Below are 23,446 nucleotides of genomic sequence, written 5' to 3'. Positions count from 1 at the left end.
CCGCGTATTTTTCACGAAGCGTAGCGGGTAGCGATCAGACTTCTTCCGGCATGACGGCCGAACTGCCGAGTTCCTCGTCGATTTCGGCGTCGGACATCTTCTCGACGAGCGCCTCGATGACCTGTTCGCGCATCCCGCTGACGAACTTGATCGAGCCGACGACGAGGTGACCGCCGCCGCTGACGCCGCCGCCGGGCACCTCGGATTTCAGTTCGGCGACCATCTCGGGGATGTCCAGTCGGACGCCGTCAGATCGGAGCACGGCGAAGTCCGGCCCGAAGCCGATGGTGATGACGGGGTCGCCGGTCTCGGCGACTTTTCTGTCGTGGATCTTTCCCGTCGTCTTTCCGGGCGCGGGGTAAGTAAACCGTCGGGCGTGCTGTTCGACGTCGATCCGGTACAGGCGCGCGCCGTTGTCGAGCTGTTCCTCCGTGACGTGTTCCATGGCCGCGTCGAGTTGCTGGTCGACGTCTCGGGCGGCGCGCTCGCTGAGCAGGTCGACGACGCGCTCGTGGCGGTCACGGTCGTCACAGTTCACGTTCAGCAGGTCGTTGACGAACTCCCGGCCGTCGTTGTACCGCAGCCAGTAGGTCGCGTAATCCAGGGCCTCGCCGATGTCCCGGAGGTCGGCGGTGTCGTATCCGACGTCGGCGGCCAGGTCGAGGTAGTCGTCCATGGCCTCGCCCTCCGAGCGGTCGGCGATGCCGGCCACCGCGGGCACGTGGCGGAGTTCGTCGGTGATCTCCGGGGCGATCATCCGGGCGAGTTCGACACACATCATCCCGGTCGTGATCCGGTAATCCTCGTCGTAGAGGTAGGGGTTGACGTGGTGGTCGGTGAACTCGCTGACTGCGTCCGGGTCGGGGTGGTGGTGGTCGACGACGAGAATCGGCACCTCGTAGTGTGCGAGGTTCCGATAGGCCGGCGTGTCCTCTTCTGTGCTCCCGTTGTCGAGCATAAGGAACAGCGGGAGTTTCTGCCCGTGTCGGGTCTTGTTCTCCAGCGCGAAGTTGAGATCCCGGGTCACGTCCTCGAGTTCGTAGAACGGGGCCTTGCTCGGAAGCCGCTTGAGCAGGTGTTGCGGGGCGTCGGGGTCCTCCCAGGTCTGTTCGATGAACTGTTCGAGCGCGTACTGCAGCGGGACGCTCGCGCAGAGGCCATCGCCGTCAGCGTGGTGACGGATCCGGATCGGCCGCCCCGACAGCACCGTCTCGCGCAGTCGCGTCGCGACCGCCTGCAGGTCGCCGCGGAGTTTCTCGAAGGCCGGCCAGTCGACGAAGGGATCGACATCGGCCGCGTCGATCACGTCGCTGTCGGTGATCTCCGACTCGACCCGCAGGCGTTCGTCGCCGGTGAGGACAGTCAGTTCGTCGGCTTCCACCTGGCAGGCGCCGTTTCGACGCTCGACGGTCCCCGTGACGCGAACGAAGTCGTCGAGTTCGATCTCGGGGTAGGCGCGGACACCGGCCTCCTCGAAGGCGGCGCACGGAACGACGCGGTTCGGCGTGCGAACCTGGAAGATGGTCGGCCCCCCCGTCTGCTTGATCTGGACGACCTGGCCGTCGAGGTGAACGTCCTCGCCGGCGACGGTTTCGAGATCGGTCGTCGTCGCACGCGTTCCCGGCCCGACAGGTTCGGTCTCGTACTCCGCGACCTGCACCTCGACGAAACTGATGTCGCCGTCCTCGCGGATCGCGTCCAGTTCGACGATCAGGTCCTCGCCCACGTCGTAGGATCCGATCAGATTCGAGCTGTGAACGAGCCCCGAAACGTGTTCGGAAATGTCGACGAAAACGCCGTACTCGACGACGCCGTTGACCGTGGCGTGATACTTTTTCCCCTCCTCGACGTCCTCTACTCCGCACTCCGGATCGAGATCGTAGACGACAGTCGACCGCTCGAGGTCGGTACCGTCATCCCCGGTACCATTGGGTGTAGACATATACCACCCGTACGTCACTGTCAGGTTTTTAAGCTTCGATCTGTCTCCGGGGGCTATCCGGAACGCTTAGAAGGCGGCAGTCCCGACTGCTGTCCATGCGATACCTTCGGGGACACTGTCCCGACGGTACACACGGAGTTGCTGGGAGCTGTGCAAACGGCCGCAGACGCGTCGAGACTCGGGAAACACCCGGTGGCCGGCGATGAGCAGAGTCGTCGCACAGGGGACGTTCGACATTCTCCACCCCGGGCACGTCCACTACCTCCGCGAGGCGAAGGCAATGGGCGATCAGTTACACGTGATCGTCGCCAGAGCGGCGAACGTGACCCACAAGCCCGATCCCATCGTCTCCGAGCCCCAGCGCGTCGAGATGGTCGAGGCGCTCGATCCCGTCGATCACGCCCGACTGGGTGACCCCGACGACATCTTCGTCCCTATCGAGGAGATCGACCCCGCGGTGATCGCGCTGGGCCACGACCAGCACCACGACATCGAGAAACTCGAAGCACGACTGGCCGAGCGCGGCATCGACTGCACCGTCGAGCGGGTCTCCGGGCGAGAGCCGGACGAGGACGAACTCCTCTCCAGCGGCCGGATCATCGACCGAATTCTACAGGAACGCGGGTGAGAGCCCGTCGCCGGCGTTCTCACTCGACGCTGAGCTGTAACAGCGGCGACTCCCATTCGACCTGCTCGCCGCTGACTAGCTGGAAGGCGTACGCGCCGCGGCCCCGATCTCGCCCGCGGAGATCGATCAGGTTCCCGTCGATACTCGAATCGAGCAGGTCCGCCGCCGTCTCCGGGGATTTGCGCATGCTGAGCTGGAGGGGCTGAGACGCTCCGAGCTGGATCACCTGCCCGTCGCGGTCCAGAGCGCGCATCTCGTAGGTCTTCCAGCGGTCCAGCGGCACGTCGAGGGGCTGCTGGTGCCAGTGGCTGTTCGAGAGCTTCCCGTGCCAGTGGATCTGGACGAGTCGGGTGTCGGTGTCCGGCTCGTAGATCTCCATCGGGAACGAGGAGTTGAGAACGCGGTCCCCGGCTCGAAGCCGCTCCAACTCCTCCGCCGACTGCTCGGGCTCGTCGTCCGTCTCGCTGGGGCCGCCGGTACACCCGGCGATGCCGAGCGTGACGGCGGCGAGACAACTGTGGACTACCGTTCGGCGGGACTCCATCGTTGAACAGCTACGAACTCGACGGCCAATGGTGTTTGGTGGCTGGATACGCTCCGCACACAACCGCCGTGGCGGCGCCGCCCACCGTTCACCCTCGTCGCTGCAGTGAGATCGGCGGCATATCCAGAAACGCGGTCTGATAGCCGCGGTGGCGCGCGACCTGCGGCGGCGAGTCGATGACCAGATCGAACGACTCGCCCGGTTCGAGCGCGGCCGAGAGCCCGTAGTGATGGCCGACCGTATCGTCGACTGTCTCGATTAGCTCCCCCTCGATGGCTCCCTCGACGGAGAGGCTCATCTCCGGGAGCGGGATCCGGTTGTACGGCGTTCGCGGCGAGACGAGCAGGTAGCCGCCGTCGTCGGCCGACAGCCGCGACTGATCGAGATAGCTGAGGACGAACTGCGCGTCGTGGCTGCTCGGTAGCCCCCCCTCGCCCGACCGCCCGAGCAGTTCGCCCGGATACTCGTCGGCGGGCGGAAGCGTCGTCGCGGGGGGCTGGGCTGGCGTCTCTATGCCGGTCTGTCGGGTCATCAACTCGGCCGCGTCCGGCTCTCCCCAGCGTTGTTCGTCGAAGGTGATCGACCGCCTGTCGAGTTCGCTGAACAGCTCCTCGCTGAACTCGAACTCGAAGCGGACGGTCCTCGGCTCCTCGAACCGGCCCGCGAACTCCCCGGTCTTGCGGGCGCCGATCGGCCGGAGCTGGAGTTCGACCTCGTAGACCCCTTCTTCGGGGAGCGCGCCCTCGTATCCCGGCGTGGCGAACTCCCGGTTATCCCCGAGGTGAAACCCCATCGACTGGGAGATCATCGGCCGGGGCGCACCCGGTCGGCCGACGGTCTCACCGTCTTTGAACACCCGCATCGGCCCAGCAACGTTGACCGGGAGCGACCGTCGCGTCTGGCGATCCCAGACGGAGAACATGAAATGCAGCGAGAGGGCGTCGGGATCCTCGCGGACTGCCTGCTCGCCCCGGGTCAGCCAGAAGGTGTGTGGGTACGTCCAGTGGGGCATGACTCCGTAATCGCCGGCCCGCTGGGGTGAGAGAGTCAACGTTCCGTCGCGATGTGACGGGAGATAGACCCGGTCGGGCGGGTCCGCGATCACCCCGGATGCCGGGCCGTCGCGCTCGTCGACGCCGACGGGTCGGTCGTCCGATTCGTTGCCGGCGGGCTCCTCGCCGTCAGGTTCGGGTTCGGTCTCGTCGTCAGACCCAGAACAGCCGGCCAGCGCCGCGGTCGCGGCGACCAAGCCACGGAGGTAGTCCCGGCGGGGATACTCGTCCAGGTCGGGGAGGGACATTGCCGACACGTTGGTCCGTGTTCGGCTTCTGTGTTGTGGTGGCACTCGTCGTGCGGGGACCGGTGACCGAGGAGGTTTTGGGGATCGAACGGGTACGACTGCGCATGCAAGACCCGGCAGATCTCGACGTGACCATCGTCGACGGCTACGTCGACGAGCCGGCACACTTCGGCGTGCCACCGTACATCTCGACGTATCCGCGGTACACCGCCGGGGCGCTGGTCGACGCCGGGGTCGAACAGGACGCGATCACGTATCTCACAATCGACGCCTTGCGCGAGGAGCGGTCGCGCTGGCAGCAGGTCGAGGAGGCGGATCTCATGATCTACGTCGGGGGGATGACCGTCCCCGGAAAGTACGTCGGCGGGACGCCAGCGGAACCGGAGGAGGTCAAACGCCTGGCCTGGACCGCCGAGGGGACGACCCTGATGGGCGGCCCGGTTCGGTTCGGCGTCGGCGAGGAGAACGCCGGTGCACAGGACATGGAGCGGGACGACCTGAACTACGACTTCGTCGCGAAAGGCGACATCGAGGCGGCGGCGTACGATCTGGTCCACGGCGGGATGGAAGGGTTCGGCAACCGAATGCGGGACAACGAGGAGATCACCCGGTGGGCCAGACGGGGCGCGTTCGTCGTCGAACAACACCCGAACCACCCCGAGTATCTGATCTGTGAGATGGAGACCTCCCGGGGCTGTCCGTACCGGTGTTCGTTCTGTACCGAGCCGCTGTACGGGGCGGATCCGAGCTTTCGGACCCCGGAATCGGTCGTCGGTGAGGTCGCGGCGCTCGCCGAACACGGTGTCCGCGATTTCCGCCTCGGCCGACAGGCCGACATTCTCGCCTACGGCGGCGACGGCGAAGCGCCCAATCCGGAGGCGCTCCGGGAGCTGTACGGGGGGATCCGGGACGCGGTCCCGGACCTCCGGACGTTCCATCTGGACAACATGAACCCAATCACTATCGTCCGGTGGCCGGAGAAGTCCCGGGAGGGGATCCGAATCATCGCCGAACACAACACGCCCGGCGACACCGCGGCGTTCGGGCTGGAGTCGGCCGACCCCGTAGTGCAGGAGAAGAACAATCTGAACGTCTCCGCCGAGGAGTGTTTCCGGGCGGTGAAGATTGTCAACGAAGAGGGAGGGTGGCGACCCGGCGGCGACCCCGAGACGGCCCCGAACTTCGGTTCGGACGCCGCCCAGCGGCTCCCGAAACTCCTCCCGGGGATCAACCTCGTCCACGGTCTGATGGGCGAGCGAAAGGAGAGCTTCGAGCACAACCGCGAGTTCCTCCAGCGCGTCTACGACGAGGGGCTGATGCTCCGGCGCATCAACATCCGGCAGGTGATGGCCTTCGACGGGACCGAGATGTCCGATACCGGCGCGGAAATCGCGCACGACCACAAGAAACTGTTCAAACAGTACAAACAGGAGATCCGGGAGGAGATCGACAACCCGATGCTCCAGCGCGTCGCGCCGCCGGGGACGGTACTCGAAGACGTCCACCTGGAGTACCACCAGGACGGAAAGACCTTCGGCCGACAGTTAGGGACGTACCCGCTGCTGGTGGCGATTCCGGGCGAGCACCCGCTCGGTGACATCATCGACGTTGCGGTGACCGATCACGGCTACCGCTCGATCAGCGGCGTCCCGTACCCGCTCGACGTGAACAGCGCCTCGATGGACGAGCTACGGGCCATCCCGGGCGTCGGGAGCCAGACGGCGGGCGATCTGGTCGTCGACCGACCGTACGAGCGCGTGCCCGACATCGACGGCCTGGAACGGTTCGCGACCGCGGAGTCGGCGGAAGGTGCCGACTGAGGAACCCTCAGCTACGTTCGGGGCCGGAGCCGACCATTCTTATCCCGTCGTGACGAACACCGCCGACGATGACTGAGCTACTCGCGGCGGCGGCACTGGGCGAGTTCGCACGCGCTCTCCGGACGGGCCAGCGCGAGCCGACGGCCGCACTCGACTCGGTACGGGAACGGTTCGAGGCGGTCGAGCCGACGGTACAAGCGTTCGTCGACGAACCGAACTGGGGCCGTCTCGCTGCCGAACTCGACGATCTGGGGACGCGGCACGGCAGTCCCGGGGGTCGCCCCCCGCTGTACGGCGTCCCGGTCGGTATCAAAGACATCTTTCACGTCGACGGCCACCCGACACGGGCCGGTGCGAGCGTGCCGGAGGAGACGATTGCAGGGCCGCAGGGATCGGCAGTCGACGCCCTCGAAGCGGCGGGTGCAATCGTCCTCGGAAAGACGGTCACCGCGGAGTTCGCGCACTTCGAGCCCGGACCGACGCGGAACCCACACGCGCCGGAGCACACACCAGGTGGCTCCAGCAGCGGGTCGGCGGCGGCGGTGGCGGCGGGGCTGTGTCCGCTGGCGCTCGGGACACAGACGATTGGCTCCGTCACCCGCCCCGCCGCGTTCTGCGGGATCGTCGGGGTCAAGCCCAGCTACGGACGGATTCCGACTGACGGCGTGTTCCCGGCCGCTCCGTCGGTCGACACCGTCGGCTACTTCACGCAGGACCTCGACGGCGCTCGCCTCGCAGGAAGCGTGCTCTGTGAGCACTGGCGCGACGGGACCGATCCGGAGGCGCTAGAGACGATCGGCGTCGTCGACGGCCCATACCTCGACAGCGCGAGCGACGAGGGGCGCGCGCAGTTCCGCTCACACGTCGGAGAACTCGACGCCGCCGGGTTCGACGTGTACCGAATCGAACTGTTTCCGGACATCGAGACGGTAAACGAGCGACACGAGCGACTCGTCGCCGCCGAGATGGCGCTGTCACACGGGGAACTGTACCCAGAGTACGGCGACCAGTACGCCGAGCAGACGGCGGCGTTGATCGAGGAAGGACAGTCCGTCTCGGTCGGGCGTCTGTCCGAGGACCGAGCGGGTCGGGGCGAACTCCGCCGGGCGATCCACGACCGAATGGACGAACACGGGCTGGATGTGGTCGTCAGTCCCGCGGCGCCGGGGCCAGCGCCAGAGACACTCGATTCGACCGGAGATCCGATCATGAATCTCCCGTGGACCCACGCCGGCGTGCCGACGGTCACTGTCCCCGCCTCGACGACCGACGACGGCCTTCCGCTCGGATTGCAGTGTGCAACGCGGTTCGGAGACGACGAGCGACTACTCCGGTGGAGCCAGCAGATCCGGGCGACACTGGACCAGTAGTCGGACCTCGAAGGGAGAAACCGAACGAAACACGGGTGGACGTTCGGCCGGTCGAAGAGGATCTACGGACTGGACGGCGACGGCGAATCGAACGACAGTCGATTAAAAACTTTTAACAGGAAACGGTAACACAATTAGAGAAATAAGAGAATACTGCGTCGATGTAGGCGGCTGTCGAATATCTTTTCGTGCTATGCCCCGACTTTGCAGACGATATTCAGACAGTCCGCAGTATTGAATACAAAATCTTTTCAAAGGCCTGGATCGTATAGTTTAGATACAAGGTGACACAGTGTGCCAGAGATGGAAACCGCGGCCTTCGAGACTGACCTGAGCCTCTTCAAGTACGACAACCTGGAGCAGTTGCCGCCCCAGTACCGGGAACTCGAAGAGGAAGAGCGCTCGGAACGCATCGAAGCCGCACTCGAGGAGTTGGGTGACGACGTGGTGATTCTCGGCCACAACTACCAGCGCCGAGAGATCGTCGAACACGCGGATTTCGTCGGTGACTCCTACCAACTGAGCAAAGAAGCCGCAAACGCAGACGCGGAGTACGTGATCTTCGGCGGAGTGACGTTCATGGCCGAATCGGCCGACATCATCACCGACGACGACCAGACGGTGATCCTGCCGAGCATGGAGGCCTCGTGTCCGATGGCGGGCATGGCCGAGGCCCTGCAGGTCGACGACGCCTGGGCGGAGATCACCGCCGAGACCGACGAGAACATCATTCCGATCACGTACATGAACTCCTACGCCGACCTGAAGGCCTTTTGCGCCGAGCAGGGTGGGCTGGTCTGCACCTCCTCGAACGCTCACAAGGCCTTCGAGTACGCCTTCGAGAAGGGCGACAAGGTGCTGTTCCTGCCCGACAAACACCTCGGGGAGAACACTGCCCACCGCCTCGGGATGGCCGAGGAGACCGTCGAGTGGGACCCGTGGGATCCCGAGAGCAAGGACACGAGCAAGGTCGTCGACAACGACATCATCCTCTGGGAGGGCTACTGTCAGGTCCACGAGCGGTTCCGACCGGACCACATCGAGCAGGTCCGCGAGGACTACCCCGACGCGAACGTCGTCGTCCACCCCGAGTGCCGCCGCGAGGTCGTCGAGGCGGCCGATGTCGTCGGATCTACGTCGACGATCTGCCAGACCGTCGAGGAGGCCGACCCCGGCGAGACGTGGGCAATCGGCACCGAAATCCACCTGACGAACCACCTCGACCGCTGGCACCCCGAGGTGAACGTCGTGCCGCTCTGCGGTGAGGCCTGTATGGACTGCAACGCGATGCGCCAGATCGACCCGAACTATCTGGTCTGGGTGCTCGAGGAACTCACCGAGGGCCGCGAGCGCAACGTCATCGAGGTGGCCCCCGAGGAGAAGGAACTCGCACAGGTCGCACTCGACCGAATGCTCGAAATATGAACGAACGCGAGACAGACGTACTGGTCGTCGGGACAGGTATCGCCGGCCTCTCGGCCGCGCTCGCCGCGGATCAGGCGGGTGCGGACGTGACACTCGCCACCAAGGCCGAACGGCCGGAGCAGGCCTCGACGTGGTGGGCACAGGGCGGTATCGCCGTCACGCGGGACGACCCCGAGCAGTTCAAACAGGACATTCTCGACGCCTCGGCCGGGACCGCCGACCCCGAGGCCGTCGAGGTGCTGGTCGAGAACGCGACCGACACCGTCAGCGACGTGCTGGTCGAGACGGTCGGCATCGAGTTCGACACCAACGGCGAGGGGTACGACTTCGGCCGGGAGGCCGCCCACGACGAGCCACGGATCCTCCACATCAACGCCGAGACGGGCAAGCACATCCACGTGCCGTTTCTCAACTACGTCGCCGACGAGACGGACGTGACCGTCCTCGAAGGGACTGCGGCGTTGGAACTGATCCGACACGAAGGTCGGGTGTACGGTGCGATTCTCGAACGCGACGGCGAGTGGGCACCGACCTTCGCCGGGTCGACGATCCTCGCGACCGGCGGAATCGGCGCGCTGTACCCCCGCTCGACGAACCCCGACACGGCGACCGGCGACGGAATCGCGATGGCCGCGCTGGCCGGCGCGGAGGTGGACGACATGGAGTACGTCCAGTTCCACCCGACCGCCTGCCACACCGACTCGGGGACGTTCCTCGTCAGCGAGGCCGTCCGCGGCGAGGGCGGACTGCTTCGCAACGGCGACGGCGAGCGGTTCATGCCCGAGTACCACGAGGACGCGGAGCTCGCCCCGCGGGATGTCGTCGCTCGGGCGGTCAAGACCGAACGCGAGCAGACGGGCGAGGTGACCCTCGACGTCTCCGACATCGATTTCGAGGCGGAGTTTCCGGACCTCGCCGAGAAGTGTGCCGAACACGGCGTCGACTGGGAGACAGGCATCCCCATCGCACCGGCACAGCATTTCCTCTGTGGCGGGATCAGCGTCGACGACCGCGGCCGGACCACGCTGGACAACCTGTACGCCGTCGGAGAGTGTTCCCGGACCGGCGTCCACGGTGCGAACAGACTGGCCTCGACCTCGCTGCTCGAAGGGCTGGTCTGGGGCCAGCGTGCCGGCGAGGACGCCGTCGGCAACGAGATCGAGCGGATCGAACCGCCGGAGTTGCTCGAACGGGACCCCGACCTGCCCGGTAACTTCGCGCGGGACAAGTTCCGCCGACTGCGCCGCGTGATGGACGAGATGGTCGGCATCGAGCGCACTCCGAGCGGACTCAAACGTTCACAGTCCGTGCTCCGGCGACTCAAAGGCGAGGTCGACGCGTACGTCCGCACGCGAACGTCCCGGTCGCTGTACGAACTGCGCTCTGCGTCGGTCGTCTCGCTGCTGATCTCGCGGGCGGCCGCCGAGAACGAGCAGTCCGTCGGCTGTCACTACCTCGTCGACGAGGAGACAGTCGAGTCGCCGGCCGAGCAATGATTCCGCAGAGTCAGATCGAGCGCTGGCTCGAAGAGGACCTCGGCCACCACGACGTGACCAACGACGTTCCCGGCGAGACGGAGGGACGGCTCGTCGCCAAAGAGTCCGGGATTGCCGCCGGACTCGACGCCGCGGAAGCCGTCTTCTCGTATCTGGATGTCGACGCGGAGGCCGTCGTCGAGGCCGGCGACCGGATCGAAGCCGGCGAGGCTGTGCTTCGCGTGTCCGGACCCGCACGAGCCGTGCTCAGGGGTGAGCGCGTCGCGGTCAACATCGTCGGCCACGCCTCCGGCGTCGCGACGGAGACCCGGGCGGCCGTCGACGCCGCCGAGGAAGCCGCAGATGTCGCCGGTCTCGAACCGCCCCGAATCGCCGGAACCCGGAAGACGACGCCCGGCCTCCGGGGTATCGAAAAGCGGGCCGTCGCCGCCGGCGGCGGTGACACCCACAGACTCGACCTCTCGCACATGGTGATGGTCAAGGACAACCACATCGCCGAGATGGGGATGGAAGCGGCGGTTGCGCGCTTCGACGAGCGTGTCTCCTTCGCCACGAAGATCGAAGTGGAGGTCGAAGACCCCGAGGACGGCCCGCGTGCGGCCGAGGCCGGGGCCGATATCGTGTTGCTCGACAACCTCTCTCCGGAGGAGACTGCCCGCGGCGTCGAGTTGCTTCCGGAGGGAACCCTCGCGGAAGCGAGCGGCGGTATCACTCGTGATGATCTCCCGGCCTACGCACAGACCGGAGTCGACATCATCTCGATGGGGTCGCTGACACACTCCGCGAACACGCTCGATTACTCGTTTAGAACCGGACGGTAGCGAGTCCCGCTGGCCCAATTTCTCGACATCTTACCAGAACGCGGACACATGGCAAAGCCACTCGTTGCAGTCGATTATCAGATATAATAACCGCTTGATAACGTTTATGGCCGTGTCGTCATACGTACTATCATGTCAAACCCGATACGCCGATCATACGGTATCAAGCTCATTTTGGGCTATGCGATCACCGGGAGCGCAGTAACAGCTGTTGGGATTGTGACAGGCGATGCGGCGGCGACGATCGTGATGACGTGGGCCGGGTTGTTGGCGCTCGGATCGGTTACGGGAACGAACACGATCGCGTCGATCGTCGAGTTGGAGCGGCGGGCGAAATCTATCGCCGACGGCGACCTAGATACGGACCTCAGATCGGGGCGAAAGGACGAGTTCGGCCGACTCTACGAGACGATCGACGTGATGCGAAACTCGCTGTCGGAGCAGATCGAGTCCGTCGAGCAGGCCAGAGCCGAAGCACAGGAGGAACAGGAACGGGCCGAACAGGCCCGGCGCGAGGCCGAGCGGGCCGAACAGGAGGCGACGGAACTGGCAGAGGCTTACCGGCAGACAGCACAGCGGTACGCACAGGCGATGCAGCAGGCCGCCGACGGCGATCTCTCGACGCGGATCGACGTCGATACCGAACACGACGCGATGGAGACGATCGGTCGGGAGTTCAACAACACGATGGACGACCTCGAAGAGGCGCTGTCGGCGGTGAACGCGTTCGCGGGAGATATCCAGCGCGACGCCGACGAGTTGGTTCGGTTGACGGACGAAGCGGAGTCGACGGTCGACCAGGCCGTCGAGACGACCGGCGACATCGCGGCGGACTCGAAGGAACAGCGCGAGCGACTCGAGGCGGTCGCACAGGATATCGACGACATGTCCGCCGCTGCCCAGCAGATCGCGGCGACGACGGACGATCTCTCCTCGACGAGTGACAGCGCAACGGCCGCCAGCCGGGAGGCCCGAGACGCCGCGAACGAGGCGATCGACGAGATGGAGGCCATCGAACGAGAGACGGCAGAGGCCGTCGAACAGATCGAGTCACTGACCGACAGCACCGAGGAGATCACCGAGATTGTCGAGGTGATCAACGAGATCGCGGATCAGACGAACATGCTCGCGCTGAACGCGTCCATCGAGGCCGCCAGAGCGGGCGGAGGCGGCGGCTCCGACGCCGGTGACGGCTTCGCGGTCGTCGCCGACGAGGTGAAGTCACTGGCCGAGGAGACCCGCGAACGGGCCGAGGAGATCTCGCGGATGGTCGCCGAGGTGCGCGAGGAGACCGCCGACGCCGCCGAGTCGGTCCGCTCGACCCGAACCCGGGTCGAACGCGGGACCGACACGGTCGAGTCCGCACTGCGTGAGATCGACGCAATCGCGGACGCGACCGAGGAGATCGACGAGGGAATCGCGGAGATCAGCGGAGCGACCGCCGATCAGGCCGACACCGTCCAGACGACCGCGGCAGCGATCGACGAGGTTTCGGAGATCAGCCGCGAGGCCGAGGCGACCGCCGGGACCGTCGCCGACTCGATCGAGAGCCAGCGCGACCGGTTCGAGGCGATCGCCAGCACGCTCGACGAGTTCGAGCGCAACGCCGAGGATCTCGTGGCAGAGCTGTCCCGGTTCCGGATCGAGAACCACGGGCGGACGGCCAATTCGACGGCCCTCTCCGACGGAGGTGAGCGATAATGTCGACCGCGATCACCGTCTCGTACTCGATCAGCGCGGTGGGACTGCTCGTCGGTGTCGGAATCGTCTTCGCGCTGATGCGAAGCGACCGGGTCGACGCGGAGCGAGGGAAGTTCGCGTGGCTGTTCATCATCCCCGGGTTCGCCGCGCTGTCGTACATCCTGATGGCGGCCGAGATCGGTGTCATCACCGTCAACGGCAACGAGGTCTATCTGTTCCGATACATCGACTGGGTCGTCACGACACCGCTTCTGGTCGGGTACGCCGGCTACGTGGCGGGCGCGCCGCGGAAGTGGGTGCTCGGGGTCGCCGCCGCGGACGCGATGATGATCATCATCGGCCTCGGCGCGACCCTGTCGACGGGAATCGCGACCTGGGTCGGATTCGGCGTCTCCGCCGGGGTCCATCTCGTCCTCCTCGCGATTCTCTATCTCGTCTTCCCGATGTTCGCGAGGGAACACCGCGAGCGGTATCGGCTGTTCAAGATCCTCCAGAACCACGTCGGCCTGCTCTGGATCGCGTACCCGGTTATCTGGATCACGAGCCCCGCCGGCCTGGGCTACGTCTCGGCTGTCGGGACGGCGATGATTATCGCGTACCTGGATCTGGTCGCGAAGACCCCGTACGTCTACTTCGTCTGGACAGAACGTGCGTCCTTCGCGGTCGATCCGGTCGACGCTGACGACGCCGGAACCGAGGAGACGATCGACGCGGACGATGTCGCGGCGGCCGCCGACTGAGCGTCAGGCGAAATCGTCGTAGGTCGGGCGGTCGTCCCCGCCGGGGAACGAGTCGACCGGGACGGCGATCTGGTCGCCGCTCTCCATGTCTTTCAGCGTGACGTTCCCGTCCGCGAGGTCCTGTTCTCCGACGATAACGACCGTCTCGGCGTTGATACTGTCTGCGTAGTCCAGTTGCGCGCCGAACGAGCGACCGGAAACGTCCGACTCGACGACGTGACCCCGGTCTCTGAGCTGTCCGGCGATCCGAGCGGCCACGTCCCGGGTGTCCCCGACCTGAAGGACGTAGTAATCCGTCGACAGCGATTCCTCCGGCCAGACGCCGGCGCGCTGACAGAGCAGCGACAGCGTCGCGTAGCCGGGCGCGAACCCGACTGCGGGCGTCGGCTGGCCGCCGAACCCCTCGATCAGGTCGTCGTACCGGCCGCCGCCGAACACCGACCGGGAGATCTCCCCCGTCGAGTCGAAGCACTCGAAGACGACGCCCGTGTAGTAGTCCAACCCTCGCGCGGTGGTCAGCGAGAGCGTGCAGTACTCGCGGACGCCGAGATCGACCGTCGCGTCCAGCACCGCCTGGAGGTTCTCGACGGCGGATTCGACGCGGTCGGTGCCCGCGAACTCGATCAGTTCGTCCAGACCGTCCTCGCCGGTCTCCAGCAGCGCGTCGAAGTCGTCGATCTGTGCCGTCGTGAGTCCGGCGTCGGTGAGCAGGTCGGCGTACTCGTCGGCGTCGATTTTGGCTCGCTTGTCGACGGCCCGGATCGCCGCCTCGGTGTCGATGTCGCCCTCGAAGGAGGCGAGCAAGCCGCCCAGAATGTCGCGGTGGGACACCCGAAAATCGAAATCCTCGCCGGTGAGGCCGAGATCGGTGAGCGCAGTCGCGGCGACGGCGAGAATCTCGGCGTCGGCGGTCGGCTCCGAGGAGCCGAAGATGTCGATGTTGGTCTGGTAGAACTCCCGGAACCGGCCCTGCTGGACCTGTTCGTACCGCCAGAACGGGCGGGTCGACATCCACTTGATCGGCTTGGAGAGTTCCTGCTGGCGGGCGACGACCATCCGCGCGACGGTCGGGGTCAGTTCCGGCGTCAGCGCGACCTGCCGGCCGCCCTTGTCCTCGAAGGCGTAGAGTTCTTCGAGAATCTCCTCGCCGCTCTTGTCGGCGTACATCTCGGCCGATTCGAGCGCGGGCGTCCCGATCTCACGAAAGCCGTGTCGGCGGGCGGCGGACTCGACGGTGTCCATCACCTGCCGGCGGGACTGCATTTCCTCGGGATAGAAGTCACGGAACCCCTTGATGCGGTCGTACATGTCCCTCCGTTCGGCAACCACGCGCTTGAAAGCTTCTCTCTGCAGACGAGTAAGCCGACCGTCAGGTTCATACCGACCGGGGCTGTCATCTGGAGCAATGAAGCGCCGAACCCTCCTCGCGGCCGCCGGTGCGGCGACGACCCCGCTGATCGCGGGCTGTCTCGGGGACGACAGCCCCAGCGATGGCGGCCCGTCCGCCAACGAGACGGAACCGCCGGCAAACGAGACGGACGGCCAGAGCCGCGAGGGCGACGGCACCGAGGGCGGGGACGGCCAGACGACGGTCGAGGGCGAACCGCTGTTCGAGGACTCCTTTTCAGCGACAAGCCAGGGCGGCTTTCTCGCGGTCAACGAGGCCGTCGAGACGCGTTCTGAAGCGCGGGAAGCGGGCTTCGTGCTCCCCGATGGCGAGGAGGAACTCACCCTGGAAGCGGAGGTGACCGAGAACGGGACTTGGGAGTCGACGCAGGCGGAGTTTCCGACGGTTCGGGTCGACGAGCCCATCACCACCGACGTGTCCCTCGAACTCCCGAACGGGCTGAGCGGGACGCTCTCCGACCAGCAGATGACCGTGGCGGGGCGGGTTCGCGTCGTCATCGAAGAGACCGGCGATCAGTTCGGCTTCGAGATCGAGGCGACGACCGGAGAGAGCGGCAGTCTGAGCGGGGCGGCGAACTTCGGAGAAGAGCCGCCGACGGCGGTGCTCGTCGACAACGAGTTCGTCATCGAGGAGGATACGGGCAACATCTTCGTCGACGACTTTCTCGGGATTCCCGCAGAGGAACCCGGAACGAACTGGTTCGAGATCGAGATCGAACTGACCGGCACCTAATCGAACAGTTCCTCGAAGACCTTCTTCTGGGCGGAGCGCAGATGCTGGTGGTAGGTCGGGCGGGAGATGTCCATCGCCTCTGCGAGTTCGTTGCCGTCGACCTCTCGGGGCCAGTCGAAGAAGCCGCCGAGGTAGGCGGTCCGGAGAGCGGTCTCCTGGCGGTCGGTGAACCGCTCTGAGAGGGAGGCGCGGAACTCCTGGCGGGTCTCGACGGGGCGTTCGCGCTCGTGGTAGCCGAGCAGTTCCGTGCTCGGGTACTGGTCTTCGACGAGTTCGAACAGGTCCCGCGCCTCCGCCTCGTAGGGGAGTTCGACGATAAATCGGGCCGTGCCGTGCTCTGCGGTCACCTCCCGGGGGGCCGCTCCGTACTCGGTCAGCGTCGCGAGCAGGGAGTCCTCGACGGTCAGTTCGAGCAGACACTCCTCCTCGTTGTCGACGATGCAGGTCACCGTCTGGACGGCGACATCGTCCTCCGCGATGGAGACGAGTTCGTCGGCGTCGACGCCGCGAGCGGTGAGATACAGCCGGATCGAGCCGTCGGGGCTGTAGTCCGTCCCGGCCGATTCGAGCACGCAGTCCGTCGCCGCGGAGAGCCGACTGAATAGGAGCTCCTGGTCCGAGATCGAGAATTCGAGTTCGATGATCTCGGTCGCGTCGAGAATCCGGCCGCGTTCGATCGCGTTGATCGCGTTGGCGATCACCCGGCCGAGCGATTCGAGGACGATTCGCTCGCGCTCGTCCAGCGCGTCCTCGTCCTCGGCGAGGACGGTCAAGACGCCGTAGTTTGCGTCCTTGTAGACGAGCGGGATCGCGAGCAAGGAGTTCACGCCGCTGTCTCCGACGATGGATGCCCACGGCCCCGAACTCGCGTCGGAGAGGTTCGTCAGGATCTGTGGCTGCTCGTCGCGGTAGGCTCGGCTCACCGGCTCGTCGGTCGCGGCCAGCGGGAACGACCGCCCCTGGATCGGAAGCGAGGCGTCGCCGGCCCACTCCGAGGGGCTTAGAGTCTCCGAGGCCACGTCCGGCTGACCGATCCACGCGAAGGAGTACGGCTCGGCGTGTGCGAGTTCCTCGACGACGCCGGCTTCGAGTTCCTCGCGGGTCTGTGCCTGGACGAGCACCTCGACGGTGTTCTGGACGAGGCCGTTCACCCGGTCGAGGACGCGCTCGGTGTGCGCCTGGGCTTCGCGGACGTCCTGTTCGCGTTTGGCGCGCATACAGGCCGCGGCGGCGCTCGTCGCGAGCAGCGCGAGCATCTGCTGATCCCGTTCGTCGAAGGCGTCGGCCTCGGTGGCGGAGACGCTGATGGTGCCGTGGACGCCGACGGGATAGTACATGACCGACCGCGTCGGCCCGAGAGCGTCGGCCTCGTCGAGGTCGTTGATGATCTGTGGTTCGCCGGACGCGAACACTTCCCCCGGATAGCCTTCACCGACGTCGTAGATCGGCCGTTCACCGAGTAGCTCGGTCGTCTCGTCGGTCATCGCCGCCGGGACGAGCGTGCCCGCGTCGCTGTCGTACAGCCGGAAGACGCTCAGGTCGAATCCGAGCAGATCCTTCGCGGCGTTGACCGCAATCTCGGCGACGTGATCGCGGTCCCGGGCCTGCATCAGCGACCGAGTCGTGTCGAGAATGCCCGCGAGTTGCTCCTGGGTGGCCTGCCGCTCCGTGACGTCCCGACCGACGGTGGCGACACCGCTGATCGAGCCGGTTTCGTCCCGGAGCGGTGCGTTCGAGAACTCGTAGGGATGCTCCCGGTCGCCGTCGACTTGCACCGTCGCTTCGACGGCGCTCGCCTCGCCACCGAGGGCCGTTCCGATGGCCTCAGTGAGCCGGTCGCGGTCCTCGTTGACGACGAACTGTGCCGGTTCCTTCCCTTCGATGTCCGCCTCGGAGACGAGTTCCTCGAAGCGGTCGTTCCACCGGATGAGCTGTCCGAGGTCGTCGGTCGCGAACAGCGGGTCCGGCAGACTGTTCATCAGGCTCTCGGTGAAGGCCCGCTGCTCGTCGAGTTCCCGCTCGTAGGCGCGCTGTTCGAGCAGGTAGCCGATCCAGTCGGTCAGTACCTCGGCGAAGTGTCGGTCCTGCTCGTCGAACGGCGATTTCCGCGGCTCGCTGTCGACGAAACAGACCGTGCCGAACTGCTCGCCGTTGACGGTGATCGTCGCTCCGAGATAACACTGCAGATCCCACTGTTCGTACCGCTCGTCGGGGATGGTCTCGTCACGGGCGGCGTCGGTCACCGTCAGCGGCTCTGATTCCGAGATGGTGTACTGGCAGTACGTCTCCGAGAGCGGCGTTCGGCCGCCGGGAGTCAGCTCCGGATGGTCCCCGACGCTCGTGACGATCTCCTGGGTCTCGCCGTCGATCCGCGAGAGAAACGCGCTCGATGTGCCGAGTTGGTCGGCCCCGGCGGTCAACAGCGCGTCGATTTTCGCCATCCGCGAGAGTTCTCGATCCGTGGCGATCTCGTGGAGTCGTTTCAGCGGAAACTCGCTCACGACCGAATCCGTCTGCTGACCGCCGTCGGCCGCGACTGTCTGCTGTTGGGCGGCACACTGCCGAACCGCGCGCCGGAGCGCCCGGTCGCTGCCTGTGCCGTCGGACCGAACGATCCGGGTGACGCCGGCCTCGTACAGACCACTCGCGTCGACATCCGTCGGAACGTACATGACCGTCGGTGCCGCGAGCGCGCCGAGATCGGCCGCGAGAGCCTCCGGACGGGCTGCCGGAACGCCGACGACGCAGTCCGGTCGGTCCTCACCGAGAGACGCTGCGCTCGTCACCGTGGTGACCGCCGCCGAAAGTGTCTCCGCGACTGCCTCCCGAGACGCCGACCGCTCGCCGACGACACACACCTTGATCTCCTCACTCATGACTCGGTAATACTAACACATTAGGTATAGGCCGCTATAAACACTTGGCTGTCCACGGACTGCGGGGCTACCCGGTAGCCCAGTCGTCGGGTCGGATGCGGTCGATCAGTTCCCCCGGAAGGTCGTTCCCGCTATGTCCGCACGAGCCTCGTTGCGCTGTCGGCGGCGTTCGCAGACAGAGTGGGGCACGGACGCTGGCGGGAGGTTACCGCATCAGTTCCTCGTTTTTCTGGAGATGTTCGAGGATGTTCGCGTGGGCCTCGCCGTTCGAGCCGAGCAGTTCCTTCCGTTCGTCGGAATCGAACTCGACGGAGTACTCCTCGCCGTGTCTGTCCGTGATCGTCGCTCCGGCGGCACGGGCGATGACGACGCCCGCGGCGACATCCCACGGGTAGGTTCCGTACTCCCAGATACCCTCGGCACTGCCGTTTGCGAGATAACAGAGGCTGAGCGCCGCCGAACCGAGCGCGCGGACGCCGCGAGTTTCCTGATAGAAGTGGGTGAGGAACTCGCCGTCGGGGTCCCACCCCGAGAGGAGCATGCTCTCGTCGAGCGCGGATCGGTCGCTGGTCTGGATCTTCTTCTCGCCTTTGTACGCGTCTCCGCCCTTGACCGCGTGGAACATCTCGTCGGTCTCGGGGACGTAGACGACGCCCATCACGGGTTCGCCGCCTTCGAGCAGGCCGATTGAAATCGAGTACTGGGGGTTGCCGTGCGCGAAGTTGCCCGTCCCGTCGACCGGATCGATAACCCACTTGTACTCGCTGTCGCCCTCGACGGTTTCGGCTTCCTCCGAGAAGATGGTGTGATCCGGGAACTCGTTTTCGATGATGGTCGTGATGATCTTGTTGGCCTGGTGGTCGGCCTCGGTGACGATATCGGATTTGTCGGTCTTGACAGTCACGTCTTCGACGCGGCCGTGGAGTTCACGGAGCGGTTCGCCCGCGCTCTGTGCGGCCTCCGTCGCCACGTCACGGGCGCGTTCGACCGTACTCAGCTCCTCCTCGGGGAACTCGTCGTCCAGCAGGTCGCGGGGACCGTCCGGGTCGTCGCGGATACCCCAACTCAACTTCTCGGTAATGGCGGTCATGAACTGGTCGTCGTAGCTCGTCCGGACCACGTGCGCGCGCTCCTCCGAGCCTGTGATATCGATCACGTCGCCGCCGCTGAGGATCTTGTGTGCGCGGCCACCGTCGACGAGCAGGCTGGCCTGTTCGCGGCTCACGACCTTGATGTCCGCATCCGCGGAGACGACCATCGGCCGGACCCCCATGCTGTGGGTCTGCAACGGGGTGATCTGGAGCGTGTGGTTGTCTCCCGGCATGTGTACGGGTCCCCCCGCCGACAGCGCGACACCAGTCGAACCCGTCGGCGTCGAGATTGCCAGCCCGGTCCCCTCGTACTGACCGACGTACTCTCCGTCGACGAAGACGTCGAGTCGGGTGATCTTCCGGTCGAAGGGGTTCTCCGGCGGGACGTGCTGGAGCATCACGTCGTTGATTCCGGTCGCGTCGACACCGGGGGCGTCGACGTGGAGTTTCTGACGGCTGTCGACGGTCGCCCGCCCCCGAACGACCTCGTCGAGCGCCGCTTCCAGTTCCTCCAGTTCGACGCGGGCGAGAAACGCGAGCGAACCCGCGTTGACTCCTAACTGCGGAATCCCGAGCGGCGTGAACAGTTTGATCCCTTCGAGGAAGGTTCCGTCCCCGCCCAGGGTCACGCCGAGGGTCGCTCGGCCGGGCTCGTAGGCGTCGCCGATCTCCTCGCCGAGTTCGACGACTGCGACGTCGATCCCCTTCTCCGCCGCCCAGTCCTGCAACCGCTCCAACGGCTCCCCGCTGTCGGGGCTCGTGAGAACGATGATTTTGTCTGTGGTCGCGAGTCTGCGTCCGTGCATGGGTATAACGAACGTGTGAGGCTTGTTTAATAGTTACTTTGCCGGGTATTTTATGTATCAGTCTCCGAGCAGTCGACCCATCGCCGCGTACTGGTGCGGTTTTGCCCGGAGGTACGACACAATATTCACCGTAACCACAAGGAACCGATCAGGCGCGAAGAAATAATCAGTCAGTAAGTTGTCCGTCCTTCGGACCGCTCCGAACCACTGGTTGTCTCGCTGTAGACGGGCACCAGATCCGAATCCCCGGGATAGGAGATGCGTATTATGACATATCAACCGAGAAACGAAACTATTGTAGGTTCGCCCCGAGAACACGGAGATATGGCTGTAATCGACATCGCACGCACCAACGTTGCTACCGCAAGCCCAGACACCTCCGTCGCGGACGTCGTACGGAAGATTCACGAGGAAGAGGTCGCGGGACTCGTTATCGTCGACGACGGGAAGCCGCTGGACCTGGTGACGGCCAGAGACCTGCTGCGGGCCGTGCTCGACGACGAGTTCGACGCCGAGAACACGCCTGTCGAGGAGTTCATCGACGGGGACATCCCGACCGTCGAGGCCGACGAGGGGATGTACGATACCGTCGAAGTGATGTCCGAGCGTGGGATTCGTCGGCTCCCGGTCGTCAAGGACGGCGAGCTCGCCGGGATCATCTCGATCAGCGACGTGGTGGTGCTGCTGGGCATGGAGCTACAGCACGTCGCGACGGCGATTCGGAGTTCCTCGCCGGCGTACGAACGGGACGGCTTCGACTACTACGACGGCTGAGAACGGCCGGCTTTTGATTTCGCGTCGGTCCGAGAGTTCGCCCGCTAGCGGTTCGGCGGGCGGTCAGATATTTATTCGCGCACCGCATCCCTCCCTCCAATGGGTGGTTACGTGTGTACGGTCGCCGGGGGCAACGGCGGCGTCGGAAAGACGACGACAGCGATCAATCTCGGAGCCGCCTTCGCGGAGCGCGGCCGCGAGACGGTAATTATCGACGCCGACCTGGCGATGCCGAACGTCGCCGAACTGCTCGGCGTCGACTCCGACGCCTCTCTACACGACGTGCTCTCTGGCTCGACGACGATCAGCGAGGCGCTCACCGACGCCGGCGGCCTGGCGATCATCCCCGGCGAGTCGAGCTTAGACGCCTACGCCGAGGCGGACCCGAACAAACTCCCGACGGTCGTCAACACGCTCAGCCGGACCCACGACGTGGTCGTGATCGACACTGCGGCCGGGTTGGGTGCGGAGACGACCGTCCCGCTCGAACACGCCGACGGGGTTGCCCTCGTGACGACACCAGATCACGTCTCACTGACAGATACCGGCAAAACTGGCACGCTCGCGGAGATGGTCGACAGCCCGATTCTCGGAGCGCTGGTGGTCCGAGCAACGCCGGAGACGCCGCTCTCCGGCATCGACGAGGAGTTCGACTTTCCGGTGCTGGGCGGGATTCCGGACGACGTGGGCGCCGCCGGCACCGAACCGCTCGTGACCGAATCCGGGGAGAGCCCGGCGGCAACGGCCTACCGGGAACTCGCCGGGGAGCTAGAGCCCGTCTTCTTCGGAGCGAAAACCGTGGGAGAAACGACGCTGGTCCCGTCGGAGTGGACGGGGTAGCTACCGGCCGCGGACGTTCGCCAGAAACTCCTCGAAGACCTCCTTACAGTCCGAACAGAGCGTGTAGTTGGCGTACGCCGGCAGCGTATCGCTGGGTCGGCGGTAGAGTTCGACGCCGACGACGGGAGCGGAGCCGAGCTCCTCAGCACAGAAACTGCAGCGGTCCCGGATCTCCCGATAGCCGCCGCCGATGGAACGGTCGGCGTCGATCGGTGGGTGCGCGTGATCGTCCCAGGCGGCGAGCAGTTCGACCGGTTCGCTCGCGCAGTCGGGACAGTACAGCAGTCCACCGGCGGACAGCCCCGCAATCGAGTTCTCCCCGGCCTCGGGGTATGTCTGGAGTGCAAGCCGTTGCTCGGCCAGCGCCGCCCCGCAGGCGGTACAGTCGGCGTGGGGGTCGTGATCGACGTTCGGTCGTGACTCGCTGCTCATACGGGCACTCGTGACCGCGGACTAATAGAGATGCGTCAGACGGGTGGCTGTCGTCCGTCCGCCGGCCACCTTCGTGGACGGCCTCCGAGAGCGTCAAAAGCGAAGACGGTATGAAGCCCCTCCTGTATTGGACGTATAATGACTGGCCAGGGAGACGCCGATCACGAGAACGCGATGCAGGACGTGATCGCTGTCGACGCGGACGACAACAAACAGGGAATGGTCAACCGACTGGACGCACACACTGGCGACGGGATCCGACACCGGGCGTTTACGACGCTTCTGTTCGACGAGCAGGGCCGCATTCTCCTCGCACAGCGCAGCCCCGACAAACGCCTCTGGGACACGTTCTGGGACGGGACCGTCGCCTCCCACCCCGTCGAGGGACAGTCACAGGTCGAGGCCGCAACGGTCCGTCTCGAGGAGGAACTCGGGATCGAACCCGACCAGTACGACGACCTGCGAGTGACCGACCGCTTCGAGTACAAACGCTACTACGAGAACGCCGGCGTCGAACACGAGGTCTGTGCGGTCCTGCAGGCGACGCTCGCGGACACGGAAATCGATCCCGACCCGGAGGAGGTCGGCGGCGTCATGTGGGTGCCGTACGAGCGACTCCACGAGAACCCGCAGTGGTACCGCCAACTCCGGCTCTGTCCGTGGTTCGAGATTGCGATGCGCCGGGACGTGCGGGAGTGAG

General features: G+C 65.6%; 19 protein-coding genes. 12 read left to right on the top strand and 7 right to left on the bottom strand.

The features are described 5' to 3' along the window. Positions 1–34: 34 nt before the first annotated feature. Positions 35–1,942 carry a DHH family phosphoesterase gene (locus GRX03_RS11270; RefSeq protein ID WP_159764310.1) on the bottom strand — a complete coding sequence of 636 codons (1,908 nt, stop codon included), beginning with the start codon at positions 1,940–1,942 and terminating at the stop codon, positions 35–37. 202 nt (positions 1,943–2,144) lie between these two features. Here GRX03_RS11270 and GRX03_RS11265 point away from each other — a divergent pair, with 202 nt between their 5' ends. After that, complete coding sequence (locus GRX03_RS11265; protein WP_159764309.1) at positions 2,145–2,570, top strand: adenylyltransferase/cytidyltransferase family protein; 426 nt, start codon at positions 2,145–2,147, stop codon at positions 2,568–2,570. A 19-nt stretch (positions 2,571–2,589) separates the two neighbouring features. On the opposite strand, the gene GRX03_RS11260 is transcribed toward GRX03_RS11265, so the two are convergent. Both GRX03_RS11260 and GRX03_RS11255 read right to left on the bottom strand, forming a co-directional pair. Then, positions 2,590–3,114 (bottom strand): hypothetical protein, encoded by a 525-nt coding sequence (locus tag GRX03_RS11260; protein ID WP_159764308.1) that lies wholly within the window; start codon positions 3,112–3,114, stop codon positions 2,590–2,592. 88 nt (positions 3,115–3,202) lie between these two features. Next, complete coding sequence (locus tag GRX03_RS11255; RefSeq protein ID WP_159764307.1) at positions 3,203–4,414, bottom strand: DUF7350 domain-containing protein; 1,212 nt, start codon at positions 4,412–4,414, stop codon at positions 3,203–3,205. Between the two features lie 104 nt (positions 4,415–4,518). Here GRX03_RS11255 and GRX03_RS11250 point away from each other — a divergent pair, with 104 nt between their 5' ends. The 7 genes from GRX03_RS11250 to GRX03_RS11220 all read left to right on the top strand — a co-directional run bounded on the left by GRX03_RS11250 (position 4,519) and on the right by GRX03_RS11220 (position 13,787). Then, on the top strand, positions 4,519–6,234 hold the full coding sequence (locus tag GRX03_RS11250; RefSeq protein ID WP_159764306.1) for a radical SAM protein: 1,716 nt from the start codon (positions 4,519–4,521) through the stop codon (positions 6,232–6,234). 68 nt (positions 6,235–6,302) lie between these two features. Then, the gene (locus GRX03_RS11245; RefSeq protein ID WP_159764305.1) at positions 6,303–7,604 is read left to right on the top strand and encodes an amidase; all 1,302 of its coding nucleotides are present in this window, start codon (positions 6,303–6,305) and stop codon (positions 7,602–7,604) included. Between the two features lie 303 nt (positions 7,605–7,907). After that, positions 7,908–9,029 (top strand): quinolinate synthase NadA, encoded by a 1,122-nt coding sequence (gene nadA, locus GRX03_RS11240; protein WP_159764523.1) that lies wholly within the window; start codon positions 7,908–7,910, stop codon positions 9,027–9,029. Next, positions 9,026–10,525: an L-aspartate oxidase gene (locus GRX03_RS11235; protein WP_159764304.1), complete on the top strand. Its 1,500-nt coding sequence runs from the start codon at positions 9,026–9,028 to the stop codon at positions 10,523–10,525. Before nadA ends, GRX03_RS11235 begins: the two co-directional genes overlap by 4 nt. Continuing rightward, positions 10,522–11,346 (top strand): carboxylating nicotinate-nucleotide diphosphorylase, encoded by an 825-nt coding sequence (nadC, locus tag GRX03_RS11230; RefSeq protein ID WP_159764303.1) that lies wholly within the window; start codon positions 10,522–10,524, stop codon positions 11,344–11,346. Before GRX03_RS11235 ends, nadC begins: the two co-directional genes overlap by 4 nt. A gap of 219 nt (positions 11,347–11,565) precedes the next feature. After that, a complete protein-coding gene (locus GRX03_RS11225; RefSeq protein WP_159764302.1) occupies positions 11,566–13,047 on the top strand; it encodes a methyl-accepting chemotaxis protein in 1,482 nt (493 codons plus the stop codon). Continuing rightward, positions 13,047–13,787: a bacteriorhodopsin gene (locus GRX03_RS11220; protein ID WP_159764301.1), complete on the top strand. Its 741-nt coding sequence runs from the start codon at positions 13,047–13,049 to the stop codon at positions 13,785–13,787. The genes GRX03_RS11225 and GRX03_RS11220 overlap by 1 nt, the downstream gene beginning before the upstream one ends. Before the next feature lie 3 nt (positions 13,788–13,790). Here the strand turns inward: GRX03_RS11220 and hisS are convergent, their stop codons facing one another. Beyond that, complete coding sequence (hisS, locus tag GRX03_RS11215; protein WP_159764300.1) at positions 13,791–15,095, bottom strand: histidine--tRNA ligase; 1,305 nt, start codon at positions 15,093–15,095, stop codon at positions 13,791–13,793. A gap of 97 nt (positions 15,096–15,192) precedes the next feature. Here hisS and GRX03_RS11210 point away from each other — a divergent pair, with 97 nt between their 5' ends. Further along, entirely contained in the window at positions 15,193–15,927 is a 735-nt protein-coding gene (locus GRX03_RS11210) for a hypothetical protein (protein WP_159764299.1), read from the top strand. Here the strand turns inward: GRX03_RS11210 and GRX03_RS11205 are convergent. Together GRX03_RS11205 and GRX03_RS11200 are read right to left on the bottom strand one after the other, a co-directional pair. Beyond that, positions 15,924–18,803: a bacterio-opsin activator domain-containing protein gene (locus GRX03_RS11205; RefSeq protein ID WP_159764298.1), complete on the bottom strand. Its 2,880-nt coding sequence runs from the start codon at positions 18,801–18,803 to the stop codon at positions 15,924–15,926. The genes GRX03_RS11210 and GRX03_RS11205 overlap by 4 nt on opposite strands. Positions 18,804–19,008: 205 nt before the next feature. Continuing rightward, entirely contained in the window at positions 19,009–20,700 is a 1,692-nt protein-coding gene (locus GRX03_RS11200) for an NAD(+)/NADH kinase (RefSeq protein WP_159764297.1), read from the bottom strand. Between the two features lie 324 nt (positions 20,701–21,024). Here GRX03_RS11200 and GRX03_RS11195 point away from each other — a divergent pair, with 324 nt between their 5' ends. Together GRX03_RS11195 and GRX03_RS11190 are read left to right on the top strand one after the other, a co-directional pair. Further along, the gene (locus tag GRX03_RS11195; RefSeq protein ID WP_159764296.1) at positions 21,025–21,474 is read left to right on the top strand and encodes a CBS domain-containing protein; all 450 of its coding nucleotides are present in this window, start codon (positions 21,025–21,027) and stop codon (positions 21,472–21,474) included. A 99-nt stretch (positions 21,475–21,573) separates the two neighbouring features. Continuing rightward, positions 21,574–22,314, top strand: a complete 741-nt coding sequence (locus GRX03_RS11190) for a P-loop NTPase (protein ID WP_159764295.1) — start codon at positions 21,574–21,576, stop codon at positions 22,312–22,314. On the opposite strand, the gene GRX03_RS11185 is transcribed toward GRX03_RS11190, so the two are convergent. Next, a complete protein-coding gene (locus GRX03_RS11185) occupies positions 22,315–22,746 on the bottom strand; it encodes a hypothetical protein (protein ID WP_159764294.1) in 432 nt (143 codons plus the stop codon). Positions 22,747–22,884: 138 nt separating this feature from the next. Here GRX03_RS11185 and idi point away from each other — a divergent pair, with 138 nt between their 5' ends. Continuing rightward, entirely contained in the window at positions 22,885–23,445 is a 561-nt protein-coding gene (gene idi, locus GRX03_RS11180; RefSeq protein WP_159764293.1) for an isopentenyl-diphosphate Delta-isomerase, read from the top strand. The last annotated feature ends 1 nt before the right edge of the window (position 23,446 follow it).

Source organism: Halovenus carboxidivorans, from assembly GCF_009831575.1.
GTDB classification, from domain to species: Archaea; Halobacteriota; Halobacteria; order Halobacteriales; family Haloarculaceae; genus Halovenus; species Halovenus carboxidivorans.
This window is presented reverse-complemented; position numbering and strand designations above follow the sequence as displayed.

What these genes read in the sequence shown, in the direction of transcription:
- GRX03_RS11270 (WP_159764310.1), bottom strand. Translation starts at nt 1,942, where the DNA reads ATGTCTACACCCAATGGTACCGGGGATGACGGTACCGACCTCGAGCGG.
- GRX03_RS11265 (WP_159764309.1), top strand. Translation starts at nt 2,145, where the DNA reads ATGAGCAGAGTCGTCGCACAGGGGACGTTCGACATTCTCCACCCCGGG.
- GRX03_RS11260 (WP_159764308.1), bottom strand. Translation starts at nt 3,114, where the DNA reads ATGGAGTCCCGCCGAACGGTAGTCCACAGTTGTCTCGCCGCCGTCACG.
- GRX03_RS11255 (WP_159764307.1), bottom strand. Translation starts at nt 4,414, where the DNA reads ATGTCCCTCCCCGACCTGGACGAGTATCCCCGCCGGGACTACCTCCGT.
- GRX03_RS11250 (WP_159764306.1), top strand. Translation starts at nt 4,519, where the DNA reads ATGCAAGACCCGGCAGATCTCGACGTGACCATCGTCGACGGCTACGTC.
- GRX03_RS11245 (WP_159764305.1), top strand. Translation starts at nt 6,303, where the DNA reads ATGACTGAGCTACTCGCGGCGGCGGCACTGGGCGAGTTCGCACGCGCT.
- nadA (WP_159764523.1), top strand. Translation starts at nt 7,908, where the DNA reads ATGGAAACCGCGGCCTTCGAGACTGACCTGAGCCTCTTCAAGTACGAC.
- GRX03_RS11235 (WP_159764304.1), top strand. Translation starts at nt 9,026, where the DNA reads ATGAACGAACGCGAGACAGACGTACTGGTCGTCGGGACAGGTATCGCC.
- nadC (WP_159764303.1), top strand. Translation starts at nt 10,522, where the DNA reads ATGATTCCGCAGAGTCAGATCGAGCGCTGGCTCGAAGAGGACCTCGGC.
- GRX03_RS11220 (WP_159764301.1), top strand. Translation starts at nt 13,047, where the DNA reads ATGTCGACCGCGATCACCGTCTCGTACTCGATCAGCGCGGTGGGACTG.
- hisS (WP_159764300.1), bottom strand. Translation starts at nt 15,095, where the DNA reads ATGTACGACCGCATCAAGGGGTTCCGTGACTTCTATCCCGAGGAAATG.
- GRX03_RS11210 (WP_159764299.1), top strand. Translation starts at nt 15,193, where the DNA reads ATGAAGCGCCGAACCCTCCTCGCGGCCGCCGGTGCGGCGACGACCCCG.
- GRX03_RS11205 (WP_159764298.1), bottom strand. Translation starts at nt 18,803, where the DNA reads ATGAGTGAGGAGATCAAGGTGTGTGTCGTCGGCGAGCGGTCGGCGTCT.
- GRX03_RS11200 (WP_159764297.1), bottom strand. Translation starts at nt 20,700, where the DNA reads ATGCACGGACGCAGACTCGCGACCACAGACAAAATCATCGTTCTCACG.
- GRX03_RS11195 (WP_159764296.1), top strand. Translation starts at nt 21,025, where the DNA reads ATGGCTGTAATCGACATCGCACGCACCAACGTTGCTACCGCAAGCCCA.
- GRX03_RS11190 (WP_159764295.1), top strand. Translation starts at nt 21,574, where the DNA reads ATGGGTGGTTACGTGTGTACGGTCGCCGGGGGCAACGGCGGCGTCGGA.
- GRX03_RS11185 (WP_159764294.1), bottom strand. Translation starts at nt 22,746, where the DNA reads ATGAGCAGCGAGTCACGACCGAACGTCGATCACGACCCCCACGCCGAC.
- idi (WP_159764293.1), top strand. Translation starts at nt 22,885, where the DNA reads ATGACTGGCCAGGGAGACGCCGATCACGAGAACGCGATGCAGGACGTG.